At 68.0% G+C, this 15735-nt stretch carries 18 protein-coding genes; 11 read left to right on the top strand and 7 right to left on the bottom strand.

Annotation, left to right across the window (positions count from 1 at the left end):
* Window positions 1-35 precede the first annotated feature (35 nt).
* Window positions 36-1358: a serine hydrolase domain-containing protein gene (locus tag VMT40_RS16325; RefSeq protein ID WP_326359030.1), complete on the top strand. Its 1323-nt coding sequence runs from the start codon at window positions 36-38 to the stop codon at window positions 1356-1358.
* A 3-nt stretch (window positions 1359-1361) separates the two neighbouring features.
* On the opposite strand, the gene VMT40_RS16320 is transcribed toward VMT40_RS16325, so the two are convergent.
* Together VMT40_RS16320 and VMT40_RS16315 are read right to left on the bottom strand one after the other, a co-directional pair.
* Window positions 1362-2012: a double zinc ribbon domain-containing protein gene (locus VMT40_RS16320; RefSeq protein ID WP_326359029.1), complete on the bottom strand. Its 651-nt coding sequence runs from the start codon at window positions 2010-2012 to the stop codon at window positions 1362-1364.
* Window positions 2013-2144: 132 nt separating this feature from the next.
* Window positions 2145-2867, bottom strand: a complete 723-nt coding sequence (locus VMT40_RS16315; RefSeq protein WP_326359028.1) for an SDR family NAD(P)-dependent oxidoreductase — start codon at window positions 2865-2867, stop codon at window positions 2145-2147.
* 108 nt (window positions 2868-2975) lie between these two features.
* On the opposite strand from VMT40_RS16315, the gene VMT40_RS16310 reads away from it, so the two are divergent.
* The 5 genes from VMT40_RS16310 (at window position 2976) to VMT40_RS16290 (ending at window position 5961) form a co-directional block, all read left to right on the top strand.
* Window positions 2976-3617: a TetR/AcrR family transcriptional regulator gene (locus VMT40_RS16310; RefSeq protein ID WP_326359027.1), complete on the top strand. Its 642-nt coding sequence runs from the start codon at window positions 2976-2978 to the stop codon at window positions 3615-3617.
* 82 nt (window positions 3618-3699) lie between these two features.
* A complete protein-coding gene (locus VMT40_RS16305; RefSeq protein WP_326359025.1) occupies window positions 3700-4011 on the top strand; it encodes a hypothetical protein in 312 nt (103 codons plus the stop codon).
* Between the two features lie 46 nt (window positions 4012-4057).
* A complete protein-coding gene (locus VMT40_RS16300; RefSeq protein WP_326359024.1) occupies window positions 4058-4525 on the top strand; it encodes a hypothetical protein in 468 nt (155 codons plus the stop codon).
* 91 nt (window positions 4526-4616) lie between these two features.
* Window positions 4617-4961 carry a hypothetical protein gene (locus tag VMT40_RS16295; protein ID WP_326359023.1) on the top strand — a complete coding sequence of 115 codons (345 nt, stop codon included), beginning with the start codon at window positions 4617-4619 and terminating at the stop codon, window positions 4959-4961.
* Window positions 4962-5028: 67 nt separating this feature from the next.
* Entirely contained in the window at window positions 5029-5961 is a 933-nt protein-coding gene (locus VMT40_RS16290; protein WP_326359022.1) for a DMT family transporter, read from the top strand.
* Here the strand turns inward: VMT40_RS16290 and VMT40_RS16285 are convergent.
* Window positions 5947-6594 (bottom strand): TetR family transcriptional regulator, encoded by a 648-nt coding sequence (locus tag VMT40_RS16285; protein ID WP_326359021.1) that lies wholly within the window; start codon window positions 6592-6594, stop codon window positions 5947-5949. The genes VMT40_RS16290 and VMT40_RS16285 overlap by 15 nt on opposite strands.
* A 98-nt stretch (window positions 6595-6692) precedes the next feature.
* Here VMT40_RS16285 and VMT40_RS16280 point away from each other — a divergent pair, with 98 nt between their 5' ends.
* Window positions 6693-8138 carry an MDR family MFS transporter gene (locus VMT40_RS16280; RefSeq protein WP_326359020.1) on the top strand — a complete coding sequence of 482 codons (1446 nt, stop codon included), beginning with the start codon at window positions 6693-6695 and terminating at the stop codon, window positions 8136-8138.
* Here the strand turns inward: VMT40_RS16280 and VMT40_RS16275 are convergent.
* Window positions 8107-9342: an RNA polymerase sigma factor gene (locus tag VMT40_RS16275; protein WP_326359019.1), complete on the bottom strand. Its 1236-nt coding sequence runs from the start codon at window positions 9340-9342 to the stop codon at window positions 8107-8109. The two genes, VMT40_RS16280 and VMT40_RS16275, sit on opposite strands and share 32 nt — an antisense overlap.
* Window positions 9339-9692, bottom strand: a complete 354-nt coding sequence (locus tag VMT40_RS16270; RefSeq protein ID WP_326359018.1) for a YciI family protein — start codon at window positions 9690-9692, stop codon at window positions 9339-9341. The genes VMT40_RS16275 and VMT40_RS16270 overlap by 4 nt, the downstream gene beginning before the upstream one ends.
* A 207-nt stretch (window positions 9693-9899) precedes the next feature.
* On the opposite strand from VMT40_RS16270, the gene VMT40_RS16265 reads away from it, so the two are divergent.
* Entirely contained in the window at window positions 9900-10190 is a 291-nt protein-coding gene (locus VMT40_RS16265) for a hypothetical protein (protein ID WP_326359017.1), read from the top strand.
* Between the two features lie 381 nt (window positions 10191-10571).
* The gene (locus tag VMT40_RS16260; RefSeq protein WP_326359016.1) at window positions 10572-11696 is read left to right on the top strand and encodes an alkaline phosphatase family protein; all 1125 of its coding nucleotides are present in this window, start codon (window positions 10572-10574) and stop codon (window positions 11694-11696) included.
* 12 nt (window positions 11697-11708) lie between these two features.
* Here VMT40_RS16260 and VMT40_RS16255 read toward each other — a convergent pair whose 3' ends face one another.
* Together VMT40_RS16255 and VMT40_RS16250 are read right to left on the bottom strand one after the other, a co-directional pair.
* A complete protein-coding gene (locus VMT40_RS16255; protein WP_326359015.1) occupies window positions 11709-12293 on the bottom strand; it encodes a QsdR family transcriptional regulator in 585 nt (194 codons plus the stop codon).
* Entirely contained in the window at window positions 12290-13243 is a 954-nt protein-coding gene (locus VMT40_RS16250) for a patatin-like phospholipase family protein (protein ID WP_326359013.1), read from the bottom strand. The genes VMT40_RS16255 and VMT40_RS16250 overlap by 4 nt, the downstream gene beginning before the upstream one ends.
* A 116-nt stretch (window positions 13244-13359) precedes the next feature.
* Between VMT40_RS16250 and VMT40_RS16245 the strand changes: the two genes are divergently transcribed.
* Both VMT40_RS16245 and VMT40_RS16240 read left to right on the top strand, forming a co-directional pair.
* The gene (locus tag VMT40_RS16245; protein WP_326359011.1) at window positions 13360-14526 is read left to right on the top strand and encodes an acyl-CoA dehydrogenase family protein; all 1167 of its coding nucleotides are present in this window, start codon (window positions 13360-13362) and stop codon (window positions 14524-14526) included.
* A gap of 9 nt (window positions 14527-14535) precedes the next feature.
* Window positions 14536-15660: an acyl-CoA dehydrogenase family protein gene (locus VMT40_RS16240; protein WP_326359010.1), complete on the top strand. Its 1125-nt coding sequence runs from the start codon at window positions 14536-14538 to the stop codon at window positions 15658-15660.
* Window positions 15661-15735 lie beyond the last annotated feature (75 nt).

Here is a 15735-nt window from a genome sequence, read left to right as displayed (position 1 = left end):
ATGAGCTGAACGGATGTTCAGGAAACGGAGGGCGAGTGGCACGATTCGTGACGGGCATAGTCGTGGCGACCATGGCGATCGCCTGGGCCTTGATCGCGGGCCCGATGGGTACCGCCGCACCGGATGGGTTGCGGCACTGTGAAGTCAGCGACGGCCGTCAGCCCGAGACGGCGACACCCGAAGAGGTGGGCCTGGATTCGGCCGGGGTGCGGCAGGCGGTCGCCTTCGCCTCCAATCCCACCCGCTTCACCGTCCAGGTCTTCCGCAACAACTGTCTGATCGCGGGCGGACCCACCAATCAGCGCGCGGGCGGCGTCGCCTGGAATCTGTGGAGTGGCACCAAGAGCGTGGTGTCGCTGGTCGCGGGGATCGCGGTCGACGAACACAAACTGCGCGTGGACGATCCGATCGGCAACTATCTGCCCGCCGGGCTCGGCGATGACGAGCACCGCGCGATCACCGTGCGCAGTCTGTTGACCGAGACCTCCGGCATGGAGATCGCCATCGCCTCCGAGGGGGTCACCGGCCTGTTCCGGCTCGACCCGAATGTGGTGGCCCAGGCGCTGGCCATGCCGATCGTGCACCCGCAGGGCGAGACCTGGCAGTACAGTCAGCGCGCCGTCGACCTGCTGGTGTATGTGATCCAGCAGGCCGTCGGCGAGGATTTTCAGGCGTACGCGCAGCGAAACCTCTTCGACCCCTTGGGTATTCGTACCTCCGACTACCTTTGGGTACGCGATCGCAGCGGCAACACCTACGGTCACGCCCACCTGGTGCTGCCCCCGGACGACTACGCCAAGCTGGGACTGCTGCTGGTGAATCGCGGCAATTGGCATGGCCGCCAACTGATCTCGACCGATTACCTGGCGCAGGCCACCACGCCCGGCGGTGTCAATCCGTGCTATGGCTTCCTGATCACCGTCAACGGCCCCGACTGCGAGGACCTCTTTCCGGGACTGCCCAAGGACGCGATCGAGATGTCGGGCATGCTGCGCCAGGACAACTACATCGTGCCCAGCCTCGGGCTATTGGTGAGTTGGACGGGCGTCACGGTTCCCGGTGGCGCGGTGAGCTTCCCGCACGATTTCCTGCGGGGCCTCACCGGCGCGTTCCGAAACCCGACCCTCCCGGATCCGGGGCCGTATGTCGACCATCCCGACACCAGTCTCACCGATCCGATGTTCATCAATCCCGACGCCACCCTGGCCGCCCTGGGGCTCGGGCCGATGTCCTATCCCGGCTGCGGCATCCTGGCGTGCCTGGGCAAACCGCTCTACCCACCCTTCGGCGGCTGGCCGCCGGGCTGCTTCATCCTCGGTTGTGTCGGCACCGATCCCGCCACACCCGGCATCCGATGACCGCTATTGCGGCTGACCGCAATTCGAGCAGAAGGCCGCCCCCACCTGGACCTGGTGGCCGCAACCCCGGCAGTTCGACTGCAGGGCTAGTGCACCGCCGCAGGTGGAGCAGAAGCGGCCGCCGGTGGTGTTCGCACCGCAGGTGGGGCAGGAGACGCGGGCGGGGGTGGCCACATCGTGCTGGGAGGCCCAGTCCTGCTGGTAGGCCGCCTCACGGATCTGATACCCGCGCGCGTCGGCCTGCGCCTGCGCGATCTGGTGCTGCACCTGCGGGGAGCAGTTCGTGCACTGGCCGACCTGCTCGTTCCAGCAGACGCTGTGACACACCCAGCGGCCGCAGCCGCCGCACAGCCGGAAGTCGTTGCGCACCTGCTCGACCGCGCGGGCGAAGGCCTTGTCCTTGGTGCTCGAGGAGGAGCCGCCCCAGTGGTTGGAGTAGCTCTCCGCGGCATTGGAGATCTTGTCGATGGCCTTCACCTGATCGCCGAACAGATCGCGCAGCACACGCAGCGCACCGCGACCCCGGGAGAAGTAGTTCTGCTCGAACGGCGACTTGAAGGTGGTGCTGCAGCGATCGCAGCGGAACTCCCACTGGAATCCGTCGTCATTGGATTCGTCGTGGTAGTAGCTGGTGAAAACGACCGGACCCGTCATGGTCGAGTTATTCCTTTACGGCTGAGCGGAACTGCGTGAACCGACGTGCCCGGAACCCCCCGGACCGTGTTTCGTCAGGTTCTTATCGTAAGACTCGCTCCGGCCGCAACACATCCCACGAATCGGCCGCGCTCAGTCGGTGAAGCCGACCTCCACCTCGGTGGATTCGCGTCGGGCGTACATTTCCCAATAGTGCTCGCCCAGTTCGTCATTGGTCATGCGGGGGATGCTGACGCCGGGCGGGACCACCTCGGGATGCGCGTCCACGACCCGCTCGGCCTCGCTGCCGCCGATCAGCACACCGATGTTCAGCAGGCCGACGTACACGCCGGTGCCGCGCAACTCCTCGGCCAGTTGCAGGAGGTAGCCGCGCTGGGCCGCGAGCGCGACACCGATATTGGCCAGGTACGGATGCACCAGGCGCGGTGTGGATCCGGAGGAGAACAGGAGTGCGCCCTCGCCGCGGTCGAGCATTCCCGGCAGCAGGGCGCGGGTCATCAGCAAGGGGGAGTGCAGCTTCAGCGCCATGGGAAGCCGCAGGTCGGGCACGTCCACGGCCAGCGTGGAGGAGACGCGATCCGACATGTCGGCCGCGGCGCCGTGCAAGGCCACGTCGATCTCGCCGAAGGTCGTGCGGATGGCCGCGATGGCGCCGTCAATCTGCGTCGCGTCGGTGACGTCGGCGGGGAAGGCGGCCGCCTCGATGCCCTCGGCCTTCAGATCGGTGACGTGTTGTTCGGCCTTGTCGGGTTTGCGGCCGATGACGGCCACCCGGAAGCCCTCTCGGCCGAAGCGGCGGGCGACGCCCATGCCCAGTCCGGGCCCGAATCCGAAGATGGCGATGGTCTTGCTCATGGTCTGCCTCACTAAGTTGAGCTGTGGTTCAAGTTATGAAAGCGACGCTAGCATTAAGTTGAACCTATGCTCAACTTGAATTCGACGCCCGATTTGTAGGATCGGCGAATGCCCGCGCAGAAACCCCTCCGCCTCGACGCCCGCCGCAATCGCGACGCGCTGGTGACCGCGGCGCGCGAGGTCTTCGCCGAACGCGGACTCGACGCGCCCCTCAAGGAGATCGCCGCCCGGGCGGGGGTGGCCATCGGGACGCTCTACAACCGCTTCCCCACTCGCGACGACCTCATCGCGGCGGCCGTCGAGGATCGGATCGAGGCGGGCGGGCGAATCGCGGAAGAAGCACTGGCCCTTGATGATCCGTGGGAATCGTTCGTCTACCTGGTCGAAAAGATCTGTGAGCTACAGGCTTACGATCGACTGCTCAACGAGCTCGCACTGCGGGCCGCGCCCAGCCCGGAGATCGCGGCGCAACGCGATCGCGGGCATGCCATCATGCGCGAAATCATCACGCGCGCACAGGATGCCGGGGTGCTGCGGGCGGATTGGGCGCTCGAGGATATTGCCTTCATCACCTGGTCGCACACCCGGGTGGTCGAGCAGACCGCGCACATCGCACCGGATGCCTGGCGGCGCAATCTCGCCCTGATGCTCGATGGTCTACGGGCGGAAGCCGCTCACCCGCTGCCGGTTCCGCCGATCAGCGAGGAGCAGCTGAATCGTTCGCTGCTGACCGACCCGCAACGATCCTGACCCCGCCCCGGCGAAGCGGCGGAATGAACTCCGGTTAACGTCGAGGTGTTCATTCGTTCGTTCGTGCGTTGGAGGTAGTGAAATGGCAGGCATTCCCGCGGTACCGACGTCGTTGCTCGCGGCCGGTGGGCTCACCGGTGGTTTCGCCCTCGCCCAGGCCACCAAGCAGCGGCAGCTCGGCGGCGCGGTCTTCGCGGCGGGCACGGCGGCGGCGTTTCCGCGCTGGCGCAAGACGGTCGGGACCGGTGGGGCCGCCGCGCTGACCGGGCTCGCCATTGGCGCGATGGGCGCCTCGCATCCGCTGGCCAAGAAGATCGGCGCGTGGCCGTCGGTCGCGGTCGTGTCGGGCGTGGTGGCGGCGGCCGCCTACCTCGCGGTGGATCGGCGCTCCTGATCGCCTGTCGCATGGCGCGTCGCGAATGGCGGCCATACCGTGGAGTATGCGCACTTTCGTCCATCTGCTGCTGTTCGCGGCCGCCATCGCGATGGCGGCCGGGGTTTTCGGTCCGCTCGTCGGCTCGGTCGACGCGCGGAATGTGCAATTCGACGATCTCCGCAACGGTTTCGCGTCGGGCCGGACCCTGGATCAGATCGGGTCGCATTCCGGATCGTTCGTCACCTCGCTGGCCATCGGGCTGCTCGGCGTCGCGGCGGTGGTGCTGTTGGCCGCGCTGTTCGGGTCCCGGATCCTCGGCTGGGTCGGCGTGCTCGTCGGACTGGCCGGGCTCGGGCTGCTGGCCTGGCGGCTGGACGACCGATTCGACCATGAGCTGCGCAATGACTGGCGGCACCTGTTCAGCGGGACCTGGGGACTGTACCTGGTGGGCGGCGCACTCGTGCTGTCGCTGCTCCTGCTGCTGATTCCGCGTGAGCGCCGGTTGCCGCCGCCGCCCGGACCCGGTTTCTGATCTCGTATTCATCTGCCGGAGTTCGTGATTCGATCTTCGGCCGAACCGCCACGTAACCCGATGACGTATCTAGGGCGAACGAGGAGGTTCGATGAATACCCACTTTGCCCCGACCGCCATCCGGAAACCGTTGACCGGCTTGATGATTGCCGGAACTCTGTTCGCGTCCGCCGCCGGGATCGCCGCGGCCGAACCCGCCGTGACCGGGCCGGAGCCTTCCGGGGCCAGCGGATCGTCGCATGTGGTCGTCACCTACGGCTACGACGGATACCCGCAATACGACTATGTGTACATCGATCCCGCGCCACAGCCCGACGCCGTGGCGGGTGCCAACCGGATCGGCAGCGGTGGAACGGACCGGACCTGGGTGCCCGTGGCCCGGCCCGACGGCTCGGGCTGGACCATATGCCGCCCCGCCGTCTCGCAATGCTGGTGATTCCAGCGGAAATTCGACGTCCGAAAACCGCGTGAATCTTGTCGGCCCGGTGGTCTACGGTCGGGGAATGGCGCAGCAGATCGAATCCGCGAATCGGCGAGCAATGGCGGCCGCGGCCGCCACGGTCATTCTGTGGGCCTCGGCCTTCGTCTTCATTCGCAGTGCGGGACACGCCTTTTCGCCCGGCGCGCTGGCCCTGGGTCGCCTGCTCTCCGGCTCGATCGCCCTGATCGTCATCATGCTGATCACCGGGGAGCGCTTCCCCGCCCGCCCCGCCTGGCGCGGCATCCTGATCTCCGGGATCCTCTGGTTCGGCGTCTACATGGTCGCCCTCAACTGGGGTGAAAGGCATCTGGATGCCGGTACCGCGGCCATGGTCATCAATATCGGCCCGGTCCTCATCGCCCTGCTGAGTGGATTCTTTCTCTCGGAGGGCTTTCCGCCTCGCCTCATGGCGGGCATCTCGGTGGCCTTCACCGGCGCGGTGGTGGTGGGACTGTCCAACTCCAATGGTGGCTCGGCGGCGGCCCTCGGCGTCATCCTGTGCGTCATCGCCGCCGTCTGCTGGGCCATTTCGGTCGTCGTGCAGAAACCCGCCCTGGCCCACGCCTCCGCACTGCAAATGACGACCGGCGGCTGTGTCGTGGGAACCATTGCGTGCCTACCCTTTTCGGGGCAGCTCGTCACCCAGGCCGCCGCGGCTCCCGCCACCTCCACGCTCAGCCTGGTCTACCTGGGCGTCTTCCCCACCGCCCTGGCCTTCACCACCTGGGCCTACGCCCTGGCCCGCACCACGGCGGGCAAACTGGGCGCCACCACCTATGCCGTCCCCGCCCTGGTGATTCTCATGTCCTGGCTGGCCCTCGGCGAGGTCCCGGCTCCGTTGGCGTGGCTCGGCGGCCTGCTGTGCCTGTCCGGCGTGGCCATCGCCCGCTCCGGCTCGGCCCGCCCGGCCATGACGGTGACCAGTCCCGCCCCGGAATCCTCACCGGCCGAGTAGTCGGATCAGCGCCCGCAGCTGCGCGGCGTAGTACTGCTCGAATTCCGGTGAGCCGGGCTCTTTTCCGGTCGCCTGCAGCGCGGTCTCGGGCAGCATGACCGGGGCCAGGATCATGCCCATGAGCGCCATGCGGACGAAGGCCGGATCCAGTTCGGCGGCGATCTCCCCGCGCCCCTGCGCGCGAGCCAGATTGGCGAGATCGGCCTCGACCGTGCTCGCCCCCGCCAAATAGTCGGTGTCCGTACCGCTTCCGGTGAGGCCGCGCCACACCAGCAGTCGCGCCGGGCGCGGATCCTCGAGCACCGCCGCCAGATAGCGCGCGGCGACCTCATCGAGCGGCAGCTCCGGGTCCGCGCGCTCGGCCTCGGCGGCGGGCCAGCCGCGTTGAATCTCTTGGTAGAGGCCCTCTTTGCCACCGAAGTAGTAGGCGATGAGCTGCTTGTTGACTCCGGCCCGATCGGCGATCTCCTGTACGCGCGCGCCGTCGAAACCCTTGGCGGCGAACTCGTCCAGGGCCGCGTCGAGCAGGGCCTGGCGGGAGCGCTCGGCATCGCGTCGGCGTTCGGCGGCGGTGGGTGCGCGGCGGGGACGCCGTCCCGGTGCCTGGTCCCCGGTGTCGGGCTCGGTTGCCATCCGGCCATCGTACTGCGACGGATGACTGGGTCATCCATCCGGATGCTTTGTCATCCAACTGGTTGACACTTTTATCCGAACGGATGACACTGTGTGGGGTGAGCATCTCGAATCCCCCGGAAACGGCCGTCGACCGGCCAACTCTCACCCCGCAGGCGCGCCGGGCCGTCGTGGTCGTGCTGATCGGTGCGATCCTCGCCTTCCTCGATGCGACCGTCGTGAACGTCGCCCTCAAATCCCTGGCCACCGACCTGGGCGGCACCCTCGACGCGATCGGGTGGGTCGTCACCGTCTACCTGCTGGTGCAGGCCGCGGTCCTGCCGGTGACCGGGTGGGCCGCACGGAAAGTGGGGCCGAAGCGGCTGTATCTCGGCTCGCTGTCGCTGTTCACGCTCGCCTCGGTGGCCTGTGCGGCCGCCGGTACCGTCGGCGAACTCGTCGCCGCGCGGGTCGCGCAGGGGCTCGGCGCGGGGGTCATGATTCCGGTCGGGCAGATGATCCTGGTGACCGCGGCGGGACGGCAGGGCATGGCCAGGGCCATGGTGGCGGCGGGCATTCCGATGGTGCTGACCCCGGTGATCGGGCCCACGATCGGTGGGCTGCTGCTCGATTACGCGGGCTGGCAGTGGATCTTCCTGATCAACGCGCCGATCGGTGCGCTCGGCCTGGTGCTCGCGGTCCGACTGCTGCCGAACGACGTACGGGACGAATCGGCCGGGGCGCTCGACGTTTTCGGGTTGACGCTGGTCTCGGCCGGAATGGTGGGCATCACCTACGGACTGTCCGAGGCCGCCTCGCGCGGGCTGGCGGACCCGCGTGTGCTCGTATCACTGTGTGGCGGAACGGCTCTGGTCGTGCTGTTCGTCGTGCATTCGCTGCGCACCCGGAACCCCGTGCTCGATCTGCGCCTGTGGCGGGACGGTTTCTTCGCCACCGGGACCATCTCGACCTTCGTCATCGGCGCGGTGACCTTCGGTGCGATGGTGCTGCTGCCCTTGTACTTTCAGATCGTCCGCCATCAGGACGCCGCCCACACCGGCTTGCTGATGGCACCCCAGGGCATTGGCGCGGCGCTGGCCATGGTCGTCTCCGCCCGCCTCTACGAGCGCATCGGCACCCTCACCTGCCTGGTCGGCACCCTCATCGGCTGCGCCGCCACGGTCCCGTTCATGCTCATTACCGACGACACCCCCTACTGGTTCCTCGGCTGCGCCATGGTGTTTCGCGGTCTGGGTATCGGCCTGGCCGCCATGCCCGCCATGACCGCCGCCCTGCGCGAGCTGACCCCGTCCCAAATCATCGACGCCACACCGCAATTGACCGTCATGCAGCGCGTGGGCGGGTCGATCGGCACCGCCACCTTCGTCGTGGTCCTGCAGCGACACCTGCCGACCTCCGGCGACGCCGCCGGTGCGGGCTCCGCCTTCGCGCTGACCTTCACCTGGGTGCTCGCCGTCTCCGTGCTGGCCGTGGTGCCGCCGCTGGTGATGGCGGGACTGGAACGCCGGGGCGTCAAGAGTCGAGTTCGTGCAGGCGGGCGGTGAGGTGGGCGGCTTCCACGGTGTTGTCGGCGAGCAGCAGGGCCTCCTGGTAGGCGAGGCGGGCCTCGTCGAATCTGCCGAGGCGAGTGAGGAATTCGGCGCGGGCGCTCGGGAGGTAGTGGTAGGCGGAGAGCTGCGGTTCGACGCCCAGTTCGTCGAGTGCGTCCAGGCCGCGTTGCGGGCCGTACGCGTGGCCCAGGGCGATGGCGCGATTGAGGGCGACGACGGGGGAGGGCCACACCGCGATGAGATGGTCGTAGAGGCCAGCGATTTCGTGCCAGTCGGTGGCGTCGAAGGCGGGTGCCTCGGCGTGGACGGCCGCAATGGCCGCCATGAGGGGGAACCGGCCGGGGGAGCGGCCGCGTAAGGACTTGCGCACCAAGGCGATTCCCTCGCTGATCGCCCGCCGATCCCAGTGCGCGCGGTCCTGATCGGCCAGGAGCAGCAGGTTGCCCGCGGCGTCGGTGCGGGTGGCGCGGCGGGCGTCGCTCAGCAGGAACAGGGCGTAGAGCCCCGCCACGTCGGAGTCATTGGGCAGCAGCAGGCGCAGCATGCGGGCCAGGTCCATGGCCCGCTCCAGCAATTCCGGCCGCACCAGTTCATCGCCGACAGGTGCGGTGTGGCCGGTGGTGAACAGCAGGTGCAGGACGGTGAGGACGGCGTCCACCCGGTCGGGGAGCTCCTCGTCGGACGGGACGCGATAGGGGATGTGCGCCTGCGCGATCTTCTTCTTGGCCCGCGTGATTCGGGCCGCCATGGTCGGTTCCGGGATCAGGAAGGCCCGCGCGATCTCCGGGGTGGACAGCCCGCACAGCAGGCGCAGGGTCAGCGCCACCCGGGCCTCCATGGACAGGGCGGGGTGGCAGCAGATGAAGATCAGCCGCAGCCGATCGTCCGCGACCGGATCCACCTCGGTGGCATCGGCGGTGGGCGCGTCGTCCACCAGCAGCGGGATCGAGCGTTCGAAGGCGATGTCGCGCCGCAGCGCGTCGAGGGCGCGTCGCCTGGCCACCGTGGTGAGCCACGCGCCCGGCCGCTCCGGAATGCCCTCGTTCTCCCAGGACCGCAGTGCCTGTGTGAACGCCTCCTGCACGGCCTCTTCGGCGAGATCGATATCGCGGGTCACCCGGACCGTCGCCGCCAGCACGTATCCCCACTCGCGCCGGTGGGCGTCGGCGACCGCGGCGGCCACCTGCGCGGCGATCACGGTTCGCCCTCCGGATGGACCGGTCGCACCTCGATGCCGCCGAACGGCGAGGGCACCGCCGCGGCGATCCGGATGGCCTCGTCCAGGTCGGCGGCCTCGATCAGGTAGTAGCCGCCGAGCACCTCCTTCGACTCGGCGAAGACGCCGTCGGTGATCACCGGCCGCCCCTGCTCGTCGTGCCGGACCATGGTCGCGGTCGAGACCGGCCGCAGCCGATTGCCGCCGCGCAATCGATCGGCATGGGCGGCGATGAACTCCCGATGCTCGCGCAGGGTCCGCTCCTGCACCGAGGGATCGGCGGCCAGCCAGCTCTGTTCGTCCTGATGGATCAGCAGCAGGTACTCGGGCATGTGACTGTGCTCCTTTCGCGGGACGGTTCGCACGGCCTCGCTGCCGTGTCACTCGACGCCGTTGTCGCTCAGTACGTCGTACCGGGGCGTCGAGAAATCGACACAGCTCGGAAAAAGAATCTGGATCCGATTGTCGATTCCCGGTCGCCGCCGCGCGACGGATTCACGAGTCGGCCGACCGGGCCGTCCAACCGACAGGAGAAGATAATGTCCGCCTACATCCTCACCTTCCGCAGCGACCCCACCCACACGCCCACCGCCGAGCAGGAGCAGCTGTGGGTGACCTGGTTCAACGAAATCGGGGAGCACATTGCCGATTTCGGTCAGCGGGTCGGGAACGCCGTCATGCTCGGTGACGAGCCCGCCGCCCCGGACCGGCTCTCCGGCTACATCACCGTCAATGCCGACGATCTCGACTCCGCCGTGAAAATCGCCTCCGGCTGCCCCGGCCTGACCTACGGCGGGCGGGTGGAGGTGGGCGAACCCGTCGCCATGTGACCACCTGCCGCGAGACTCCGGGCCCGGTGCCGCCGGGCCCGGAGCCGCCTGTCCTCGGATTGTGTTCTGGGCTACACCCGGACCGAGGGGTGAGTGGATTCATGATGCCGCGGATCGACCCACGCTAATACAGCCGAACTGCATTATGTTCCCGGCTCGAAGGACAGAAACTCATGCCCCTGATCGATCTCGGTTCCTCCGCTATCAATCTTGCCAACACCCTCACCGGCATCGCCGCCAACATCACCTACCTGTTGAAGGCCTGGGGCTTGGCCTGATCCGCCCCGCTCTTTGACGGAAGCCGCCTCCTCGGAGGCGGTTTCCGTGTTTCCGGGCCGCGATGCGGTGAATTCCCGCGCGAAGATCAATACAGTCGATGCAATGGCCACCCTCGCCGATGTCCTGCCTTCCGTCGCCGCGTCTTTCGGGCTGGACGTGCCCAATCCCCTGGGGATCGCACCGAATCGCGATGTGGTCGTCCTGCTGATCGACGGCCTGGGCTCCGAACTGCTGGCGCGGCACGCGGATATCGCGCCGACCCTGACCGCGCACGTCACCGCGACCCTGACCGCCGGTTTTCCCGCCACCACCGCGACCAGTCTCACCAGCCTCGCGCTGGGCGCACCGTGTGCGACGCACGGCATCATCGGCTACAGCTTCGCCCTGCCCGGCGGTGGCGGCCCGCGGTTGTTGAATTCCCTGCGCTGGAAACTGGACAGCGCCACCGGCGACGACGCCTGCGAGGAGTTCCCGCCGGAATCGGTGCAGCCGCACCGCAGTCGTCTCGAGGATCTGGCCGCGCACGGGGTGGAAGTGCACTATGTGATCCCGGCCTACCAATACGGGTCCGGCCTGACCCGGGCCGCCTTCCGCGCCCCGGGCACCCTGCATCCGGCCGCGACCCTCGATGAGCTGCGCGCCGGAATCCTTTCCGTCGCACGTCATTCCGACGCCACGAAGCGTGTCGCCTACGCGTACTACCCCGACCTCGACGCCAATGGGCATCTGTACGGCCCCGAATCTCCGCAGTGGCTGGCGGTTTTGCGGAATATCGACGCGTTCGTGGGCGACCTGCTCACCGAGCTGCCGCCCACGTGCACGCTGCTCATTACCGGCGATCACGGAATGGTCCAGGCGGACACCATCATCGACCTCGACACCCTCCCGCGTCTGCACGCCGACGTCCGCTTGATCGGCGGTGAGGCCCGCGTCCGGCACGTGTATCTCGAACGCCCCGAGGCTCTTTCCGACGCACTCGCCACCTGGACCGCCGAGCTGGGCTCGCACGCCTCGGTTGTCACCCGCGAACAAGCTCTGGACGATCACTGGTTCGGCCCGACACCGCCCAGCGCCGTCATCGCCACTCGAATCGGCGATCTGGTCGCGGTCGCCGAGGGCGGTACCGTCCTGATCCGCCCGGCCCTCGAACCACTCGAATCCGCTTTGGTCGGTCACCACGGCGCTCGCACCCCCGCCGAGCAACTCGTCCCCCTCATCACCGCCTGATCTCGATTGCGCTCACGCGCGCAGGAGGGCGGTCTGCACCTTGCGCAGGCGTTCCACATCGCCGCGGAAACCGGCGACGGCGTCGTTGTAGAGGAAGGCCTCCCACAGGCGGACCAGGGCGTAGGCGAGGGTGTCGCGCTCGATGGGCGGATGGTAGCCCTCGGTCTCGGCGCGCTCGATGAATCGCTCCACCAGGGCGACCGCGGCCTGGTGGACGATGCCGTCACCGCGGGTGATCAGGCGCAGGGCCGCGGTGGACTCATTGTCGAAATACGAACGCAGGGCATTGTTTTCGACGAGCAGGTCGATGGTGCGATTGAGCACCGCGGTGAGCCGCTCGCCCCCGGTGCCGCGACTGCGCCGATCGGCGTGGGCCACCACCCTCTCCAGTTGCCGCGCCACCGCCGCCCCCAGCAGCCCGTCCCGGGAACCGAACCAGCGGTAGATGCTGGCCCGACCCACCCCGAGTTGTGCGGCAATGGCATTCACATCGACCCGTTTGCCGTCGAGGAACACGGCGATGGCGGCCTCGAGCACATCGTCCCGACTGGCCGCCGCCGGTCGACCCGGCGCTCTGGTTTCCTCCGTGCGCGTCACGCCGTCAGCTTAGGGGCCAGGTAGGCCGACAGGGTGCGCGCGGTGACCGCGCGTCCGAGCGTCAGCGCCTCCCGCAGAACCGCAGGATCACGGGCAATGCGGCCGATGTCGGGCGCGCTGTGCGGCGGGCGGATCTGCAGGATCGCCGGATCGGAGTCGAACTCGCGCTCGGCGCTGTGGTGTCGCCGCACGCGGTCCAGCCACGGGGCGACCGTGCCGGGCGCGTGCTTGGCCAGGAAGCGCGCCACCACCCGGCTCTCCAGAGTCGAAGGCGGGCGCATGGTTTCGTCGTCGCGGCGGGTGCGCAGCACCAGGACCCGGGTCGCGCCCTGCGTCAAAGCCGTTCGCACCGGGACGGATTCGGAGAGACCCGCATCGACATACCGGTGCGCGCCGATCCGCACGGGCCGCCCGGCCAGAATCGGCAGGCAGGTCGAGGCCTTCAAGGCCAGCTGCACCGAGCGCGGATCGCTCAGCCCGGGATGCAGATCGACGGCCGCGCCGGTGTCGGCGTCGGTGGCGATCGGGTGGAAGGTGACCGGATTGGCCAGGATCGCGGGGAAATCCATGGGCACGAGCCGTTCGTACACGGTGTGCACCAGGTATTCGGTGTCCACCACCCGGCCGCCGCGCAGGGCCCGGGTCGGATTGATCACCCGATTGATCACCTCGGGGTTCCAGGCGCGGCGCGCGTCCACGGCCCGCCCGCACAGCAGCCACGCCGCGTTCAACGCGCCCGCCGAGGCCCCGTACACCGCGTCGAAGCACGGCAGCACACCCAATTCCTCGATGGCCATGGCCATTCCGTGCGAGTACGCGCCGCGGGACGACCCGCCCTCGATGACCAAGGCCAGCCGATGCGAGTCCGACCGCGCTCCGGGCGTGCTGCCCTCGCGGTGCCGCCGGGCGATGAGTTCGCCGACGCCGAGTGTGCGGTCGTGGTCGGACACGAATGCTCCCTTCGAGGCTGGTGTCGTTCGAGTATACGACCCTATTTGAGACATTCGAGTGTCTGTGTATCATATCGGTCGATGGCGGGGATAGCCCTGAAACTGGAGGTCAACGCATGCGACTAGCGCTCACCGACGCCGAGCTCGCCTTCCGCGACGAGCTGCGCGCGTTCTATCGGAGCGAAATCCCGGCCGATATTCGCAATCGGCACCGGCACGGTCAGGAGCTGAGCCGCGACGACATCGTCACCACCCAGCGCATCCTCAATGCGCACGGGCTGGCCACCCCGAACTGGCCGGTGGAATGGGGCGGCAAGGACTGGAGCCCGATTCAGCGGCATATCTGGCACGACGAGATGCAGCTGGCCTCGGTGCCCGAACCGCTCACCTTCAACACCAATATGATCGGCCCGGTCATCGCCCACTTCGGCTCCCAGGAGCTCAAGGAGCGGTTTCTGCCGCCGACCGCCAACCTCGACATCTGGTGGTGCCAGGGCTTTTCCGAGCCCGAGGCCGGATCGGATCTGGCGGGTCTGCGCACCGTGGCGGTGCGCGACGGCGACGAGTACGTGATCAATGGCCAGAAGACCTGGACCACGGCCGCGCAGTCCGCCGACTGGATGTTCTGCCTCGCGCGCACCAATCCGGACGCGCCCAAGAAGCAGGCCGGAATCTCCATGCTGCTGTTCCCGCTCGACACCCCGGGCGTGACCGTGCGGCCGATCAAGCTCATCGACGGCGGCTACGAGGTCAACGAGGTCTTCCTGGAGAATGTCCGGGTGCCCGCGAATCAGCTTGTCGGCGACGAGAATCAGGGCTGGACCTACGCCAAGTTCCTGCTCGGCAACGAGCGCACCGGCATTGCCGCGGTCGGGCAGACCAAGGTGAAGCTGTGGCTGGCCAAGGAACACGCCAGGCAGACCCGGCTGGGGGAGAAGACGCTGCTCGACGATCAGCTGTTCGCCACTCGCCTGGCCGAACTCGAAAACGAGCTGCTCGCATTGGAATTGGTGCAGTTGCGGGTAGCGTCCGGCTCGGCGGACGGCAAGCCCAACCCGGTGTCGTCGATTCTCAAACTGCGCGGCACCGAGCTGCAGCAGGCGGTCACCGACCTGCTCGTGGATATCGCCGGACCGGATTCGGTTGCGCGCGAGGACGAATCGCAGCCCGACTGGGCCCGCCGCAGCACCGCCACCTACCTGAACTACCGCAAGACATCGATCTACGGAGGATCCAACGAGGTGCAGCGCGGCATCATCGCCTCGACGATCCTCGGACTGTGAGGCAGCGCAATGGATTTCGATCTCACCCCCGAACAGGAAATGCTGCGCGACACCGTGCGTGACGTGCTGTCCCGCGGCTACACCCCCGAGCGCCGCAACGAGGTGGTCGGCACCGAACTCGGCTGGGACCCCAAGATCTGGGCCACCTTCGCCGAAATCGGGCTGCTCGGACTGACTTTCGCCGAGGAGGACGGCGGCATGGGCGCGGGTCCCATCGAGGCCATGCTGGTCATGACCGAGATCGGGCGCAGCCTCGCCCCGGAACCGGTTTTGGATTGCGCCCTGCTGCCCGGCTGGCTCATCGCGAATGTCGGTGCGGACGCGCAGCGCAAGGAATTGCTGCCGCGCATTGCGGAGGGGGAGTTGAAGCTCGCCTTCGCGCACGGTGAGCCGGGCCTGCGGTGGCCTGCCGCCGTGACGGCTACCCAGGCGGTGCGACAGATGGAAGGTTGGCGTCTGACCGGACGCAAACACCCTGTCGCCCACGGTGATTGCGCGGATCTGCTGATCGTGAGCGCGGCCGTCGAGGACGGTGTCGGGCTGTTCCTGGTGGATCCCGCCGACCCGGGCGTGCGTCGGGCCGCGTACCGCACCCACGACGGGCTGCGCGGTGCGGATATCTCCTTCGACGGGGTCGCCGCCGAACCGCTCGGCGCGGGCGGCGACGCCTCCACCGCCATCCAGGCCGCTCTCGCCGGAGCGCAGGCCGCGCTGTGCGCCGAGGCCATCGGGGCCATGGAGGAGGCGCTGCGGCTCACCTCCGAATACCTGAAGACGCGCAAGCAGTTCGGTGTGCCGCTGCGGACGTTCCAGACACTCACCCAACGCGCCGCCGATATGTACGTCTCCCTCGAATTGGCGCGCGGCATGAGCATGTACGCGTCCATGTCGCTGGCCGACGGCATTGTCGACCCGGTCGTGGCATCGCGCGCGAAGCTGCGAATCGGGCGCTCCGCCAAGCATATTGGGCAGGAGGCCATTCAGATGCACGGCGGCATCGGCATGACCGACGAATATCCGGTTGGCCATTACACTGCGCGCCTGACCGCCATTGAGCACACCCTCGGTGATTCCACCGACCACCTGCGCTATCTCGGCGGGCTCGTTGCCGATCATCAGATGGTGGAAATCTGACGCATATGCTCGGATGATAACGCCGTTCGTCAAATCGTTTCTTTGGCGTATTCGCGCCGAGAATGGCTGCGCCGC

Origin of the sequence: Nocardia sp. CDC160 (genome assembly GCF_035818795.1) — a bacterium.
In the GTDB taxonomy this organism is placed as follows: domain Bacteria; phylum Actinomycetota; class Actinomycetes; order Mycobacteriales; family Mycobacteriaceae; genus Nocardia.
This window is presented reverse-complemented; position numbering and strand designations above follow the sequence as displayed.

Bases quoted from the DNA above. Each gene is read 5' to 3' on its own strand.
- VMT40_RS16320 (WP_326359029.1), bottom strand. From the start codon at position 2,012: ATGACGGGTCCGGTCGTTTTCACCAGCTACTACCACGACGAATCCAAT.
- VMT40_RS16315 (WP_326359028.1), bottom strand. From the start codon at position 2,867: ATGAGCAAGACCATCGCCATCTTCGGATTCGGGCCCGGACTGGGCATG.
- VMT40_RS16310 (WP_326359027.1), top strand. From the start codon at position 2,976: ATGCCCGCGCAGAAACCCCTCCGCCTCGACGCCCGCCGCAATCGCGAC.
- VMT40_RS16305 (WP_326359025.1), top strand. From the start codon at position 3,700: ATGGCAGGCATTCCCGCGGTACCGACGTCGTTGCTCGCGGCCGGTGGG.
- VMT40_RS16300 (WP_326359024.1), top strand. From the start codon at position 4,058: ATGCGCACTTTCGTCCATCTGCTGCTGTTCGCGGCCGCCATCGCGATG.
- VMT40_RS16295 (WP_326359023.1), top strand. From the start codon at position 4,617: ATGAATACCCACTTTGCCCCGACCGCCATCCGGAAACCGTTGACCGGC.
- VMT40_RS16290 (WP_326359022.1), top strand. From the start codon at position 5,029: ATGGCGCAGCAGATCGAATCCGCGAATCGGCGAGCAATGGCGGCCGCG.
- VMT40_RS16285 (WP_326359021.1), bottom strand. From the start codon at position 6,594: ATGGCAACCGAGCCCGACACCGGGGACCAGGCACCGGGACGGCGTCCC.
- VMT40_RS16270 (WP_326359018.1), bottom strand. From the start codon at position 9,692: ATGCCCGAGTACCTGCTGCTGATCCATCAGGACGAACAGAGCTGGCTG.
- VMT40_RS16265 (WP_326359017.1), top strand. From the start codon at position 9,900: ATGTCCGCCTACATCCTCACCTTCCGCAGCGACCCCACCCACACGCCC.
- VMT40_RS16260 (WP_326359016.1), top strand. From the start codon at position 10,572: ATGGCCACCCTCGCCGATGTCCTGCCTTCCGTCGCCGCGTCTTTCGGG.
- VMT40_RS16245 (WP_326359011.1), top strand. From the start codon at position 13,360: ATGCGACTAGCGCTCACCGACGCCGAGCTCGCCTTCCGCGACGAGCTG.
- VMT40_RS16240 (WP_326359010.1), top strand. From the start codon at position 14,536: ATGGATTTCGATCTCACCCCCGAACAGGAAATGCTGCGCGACACCGTG.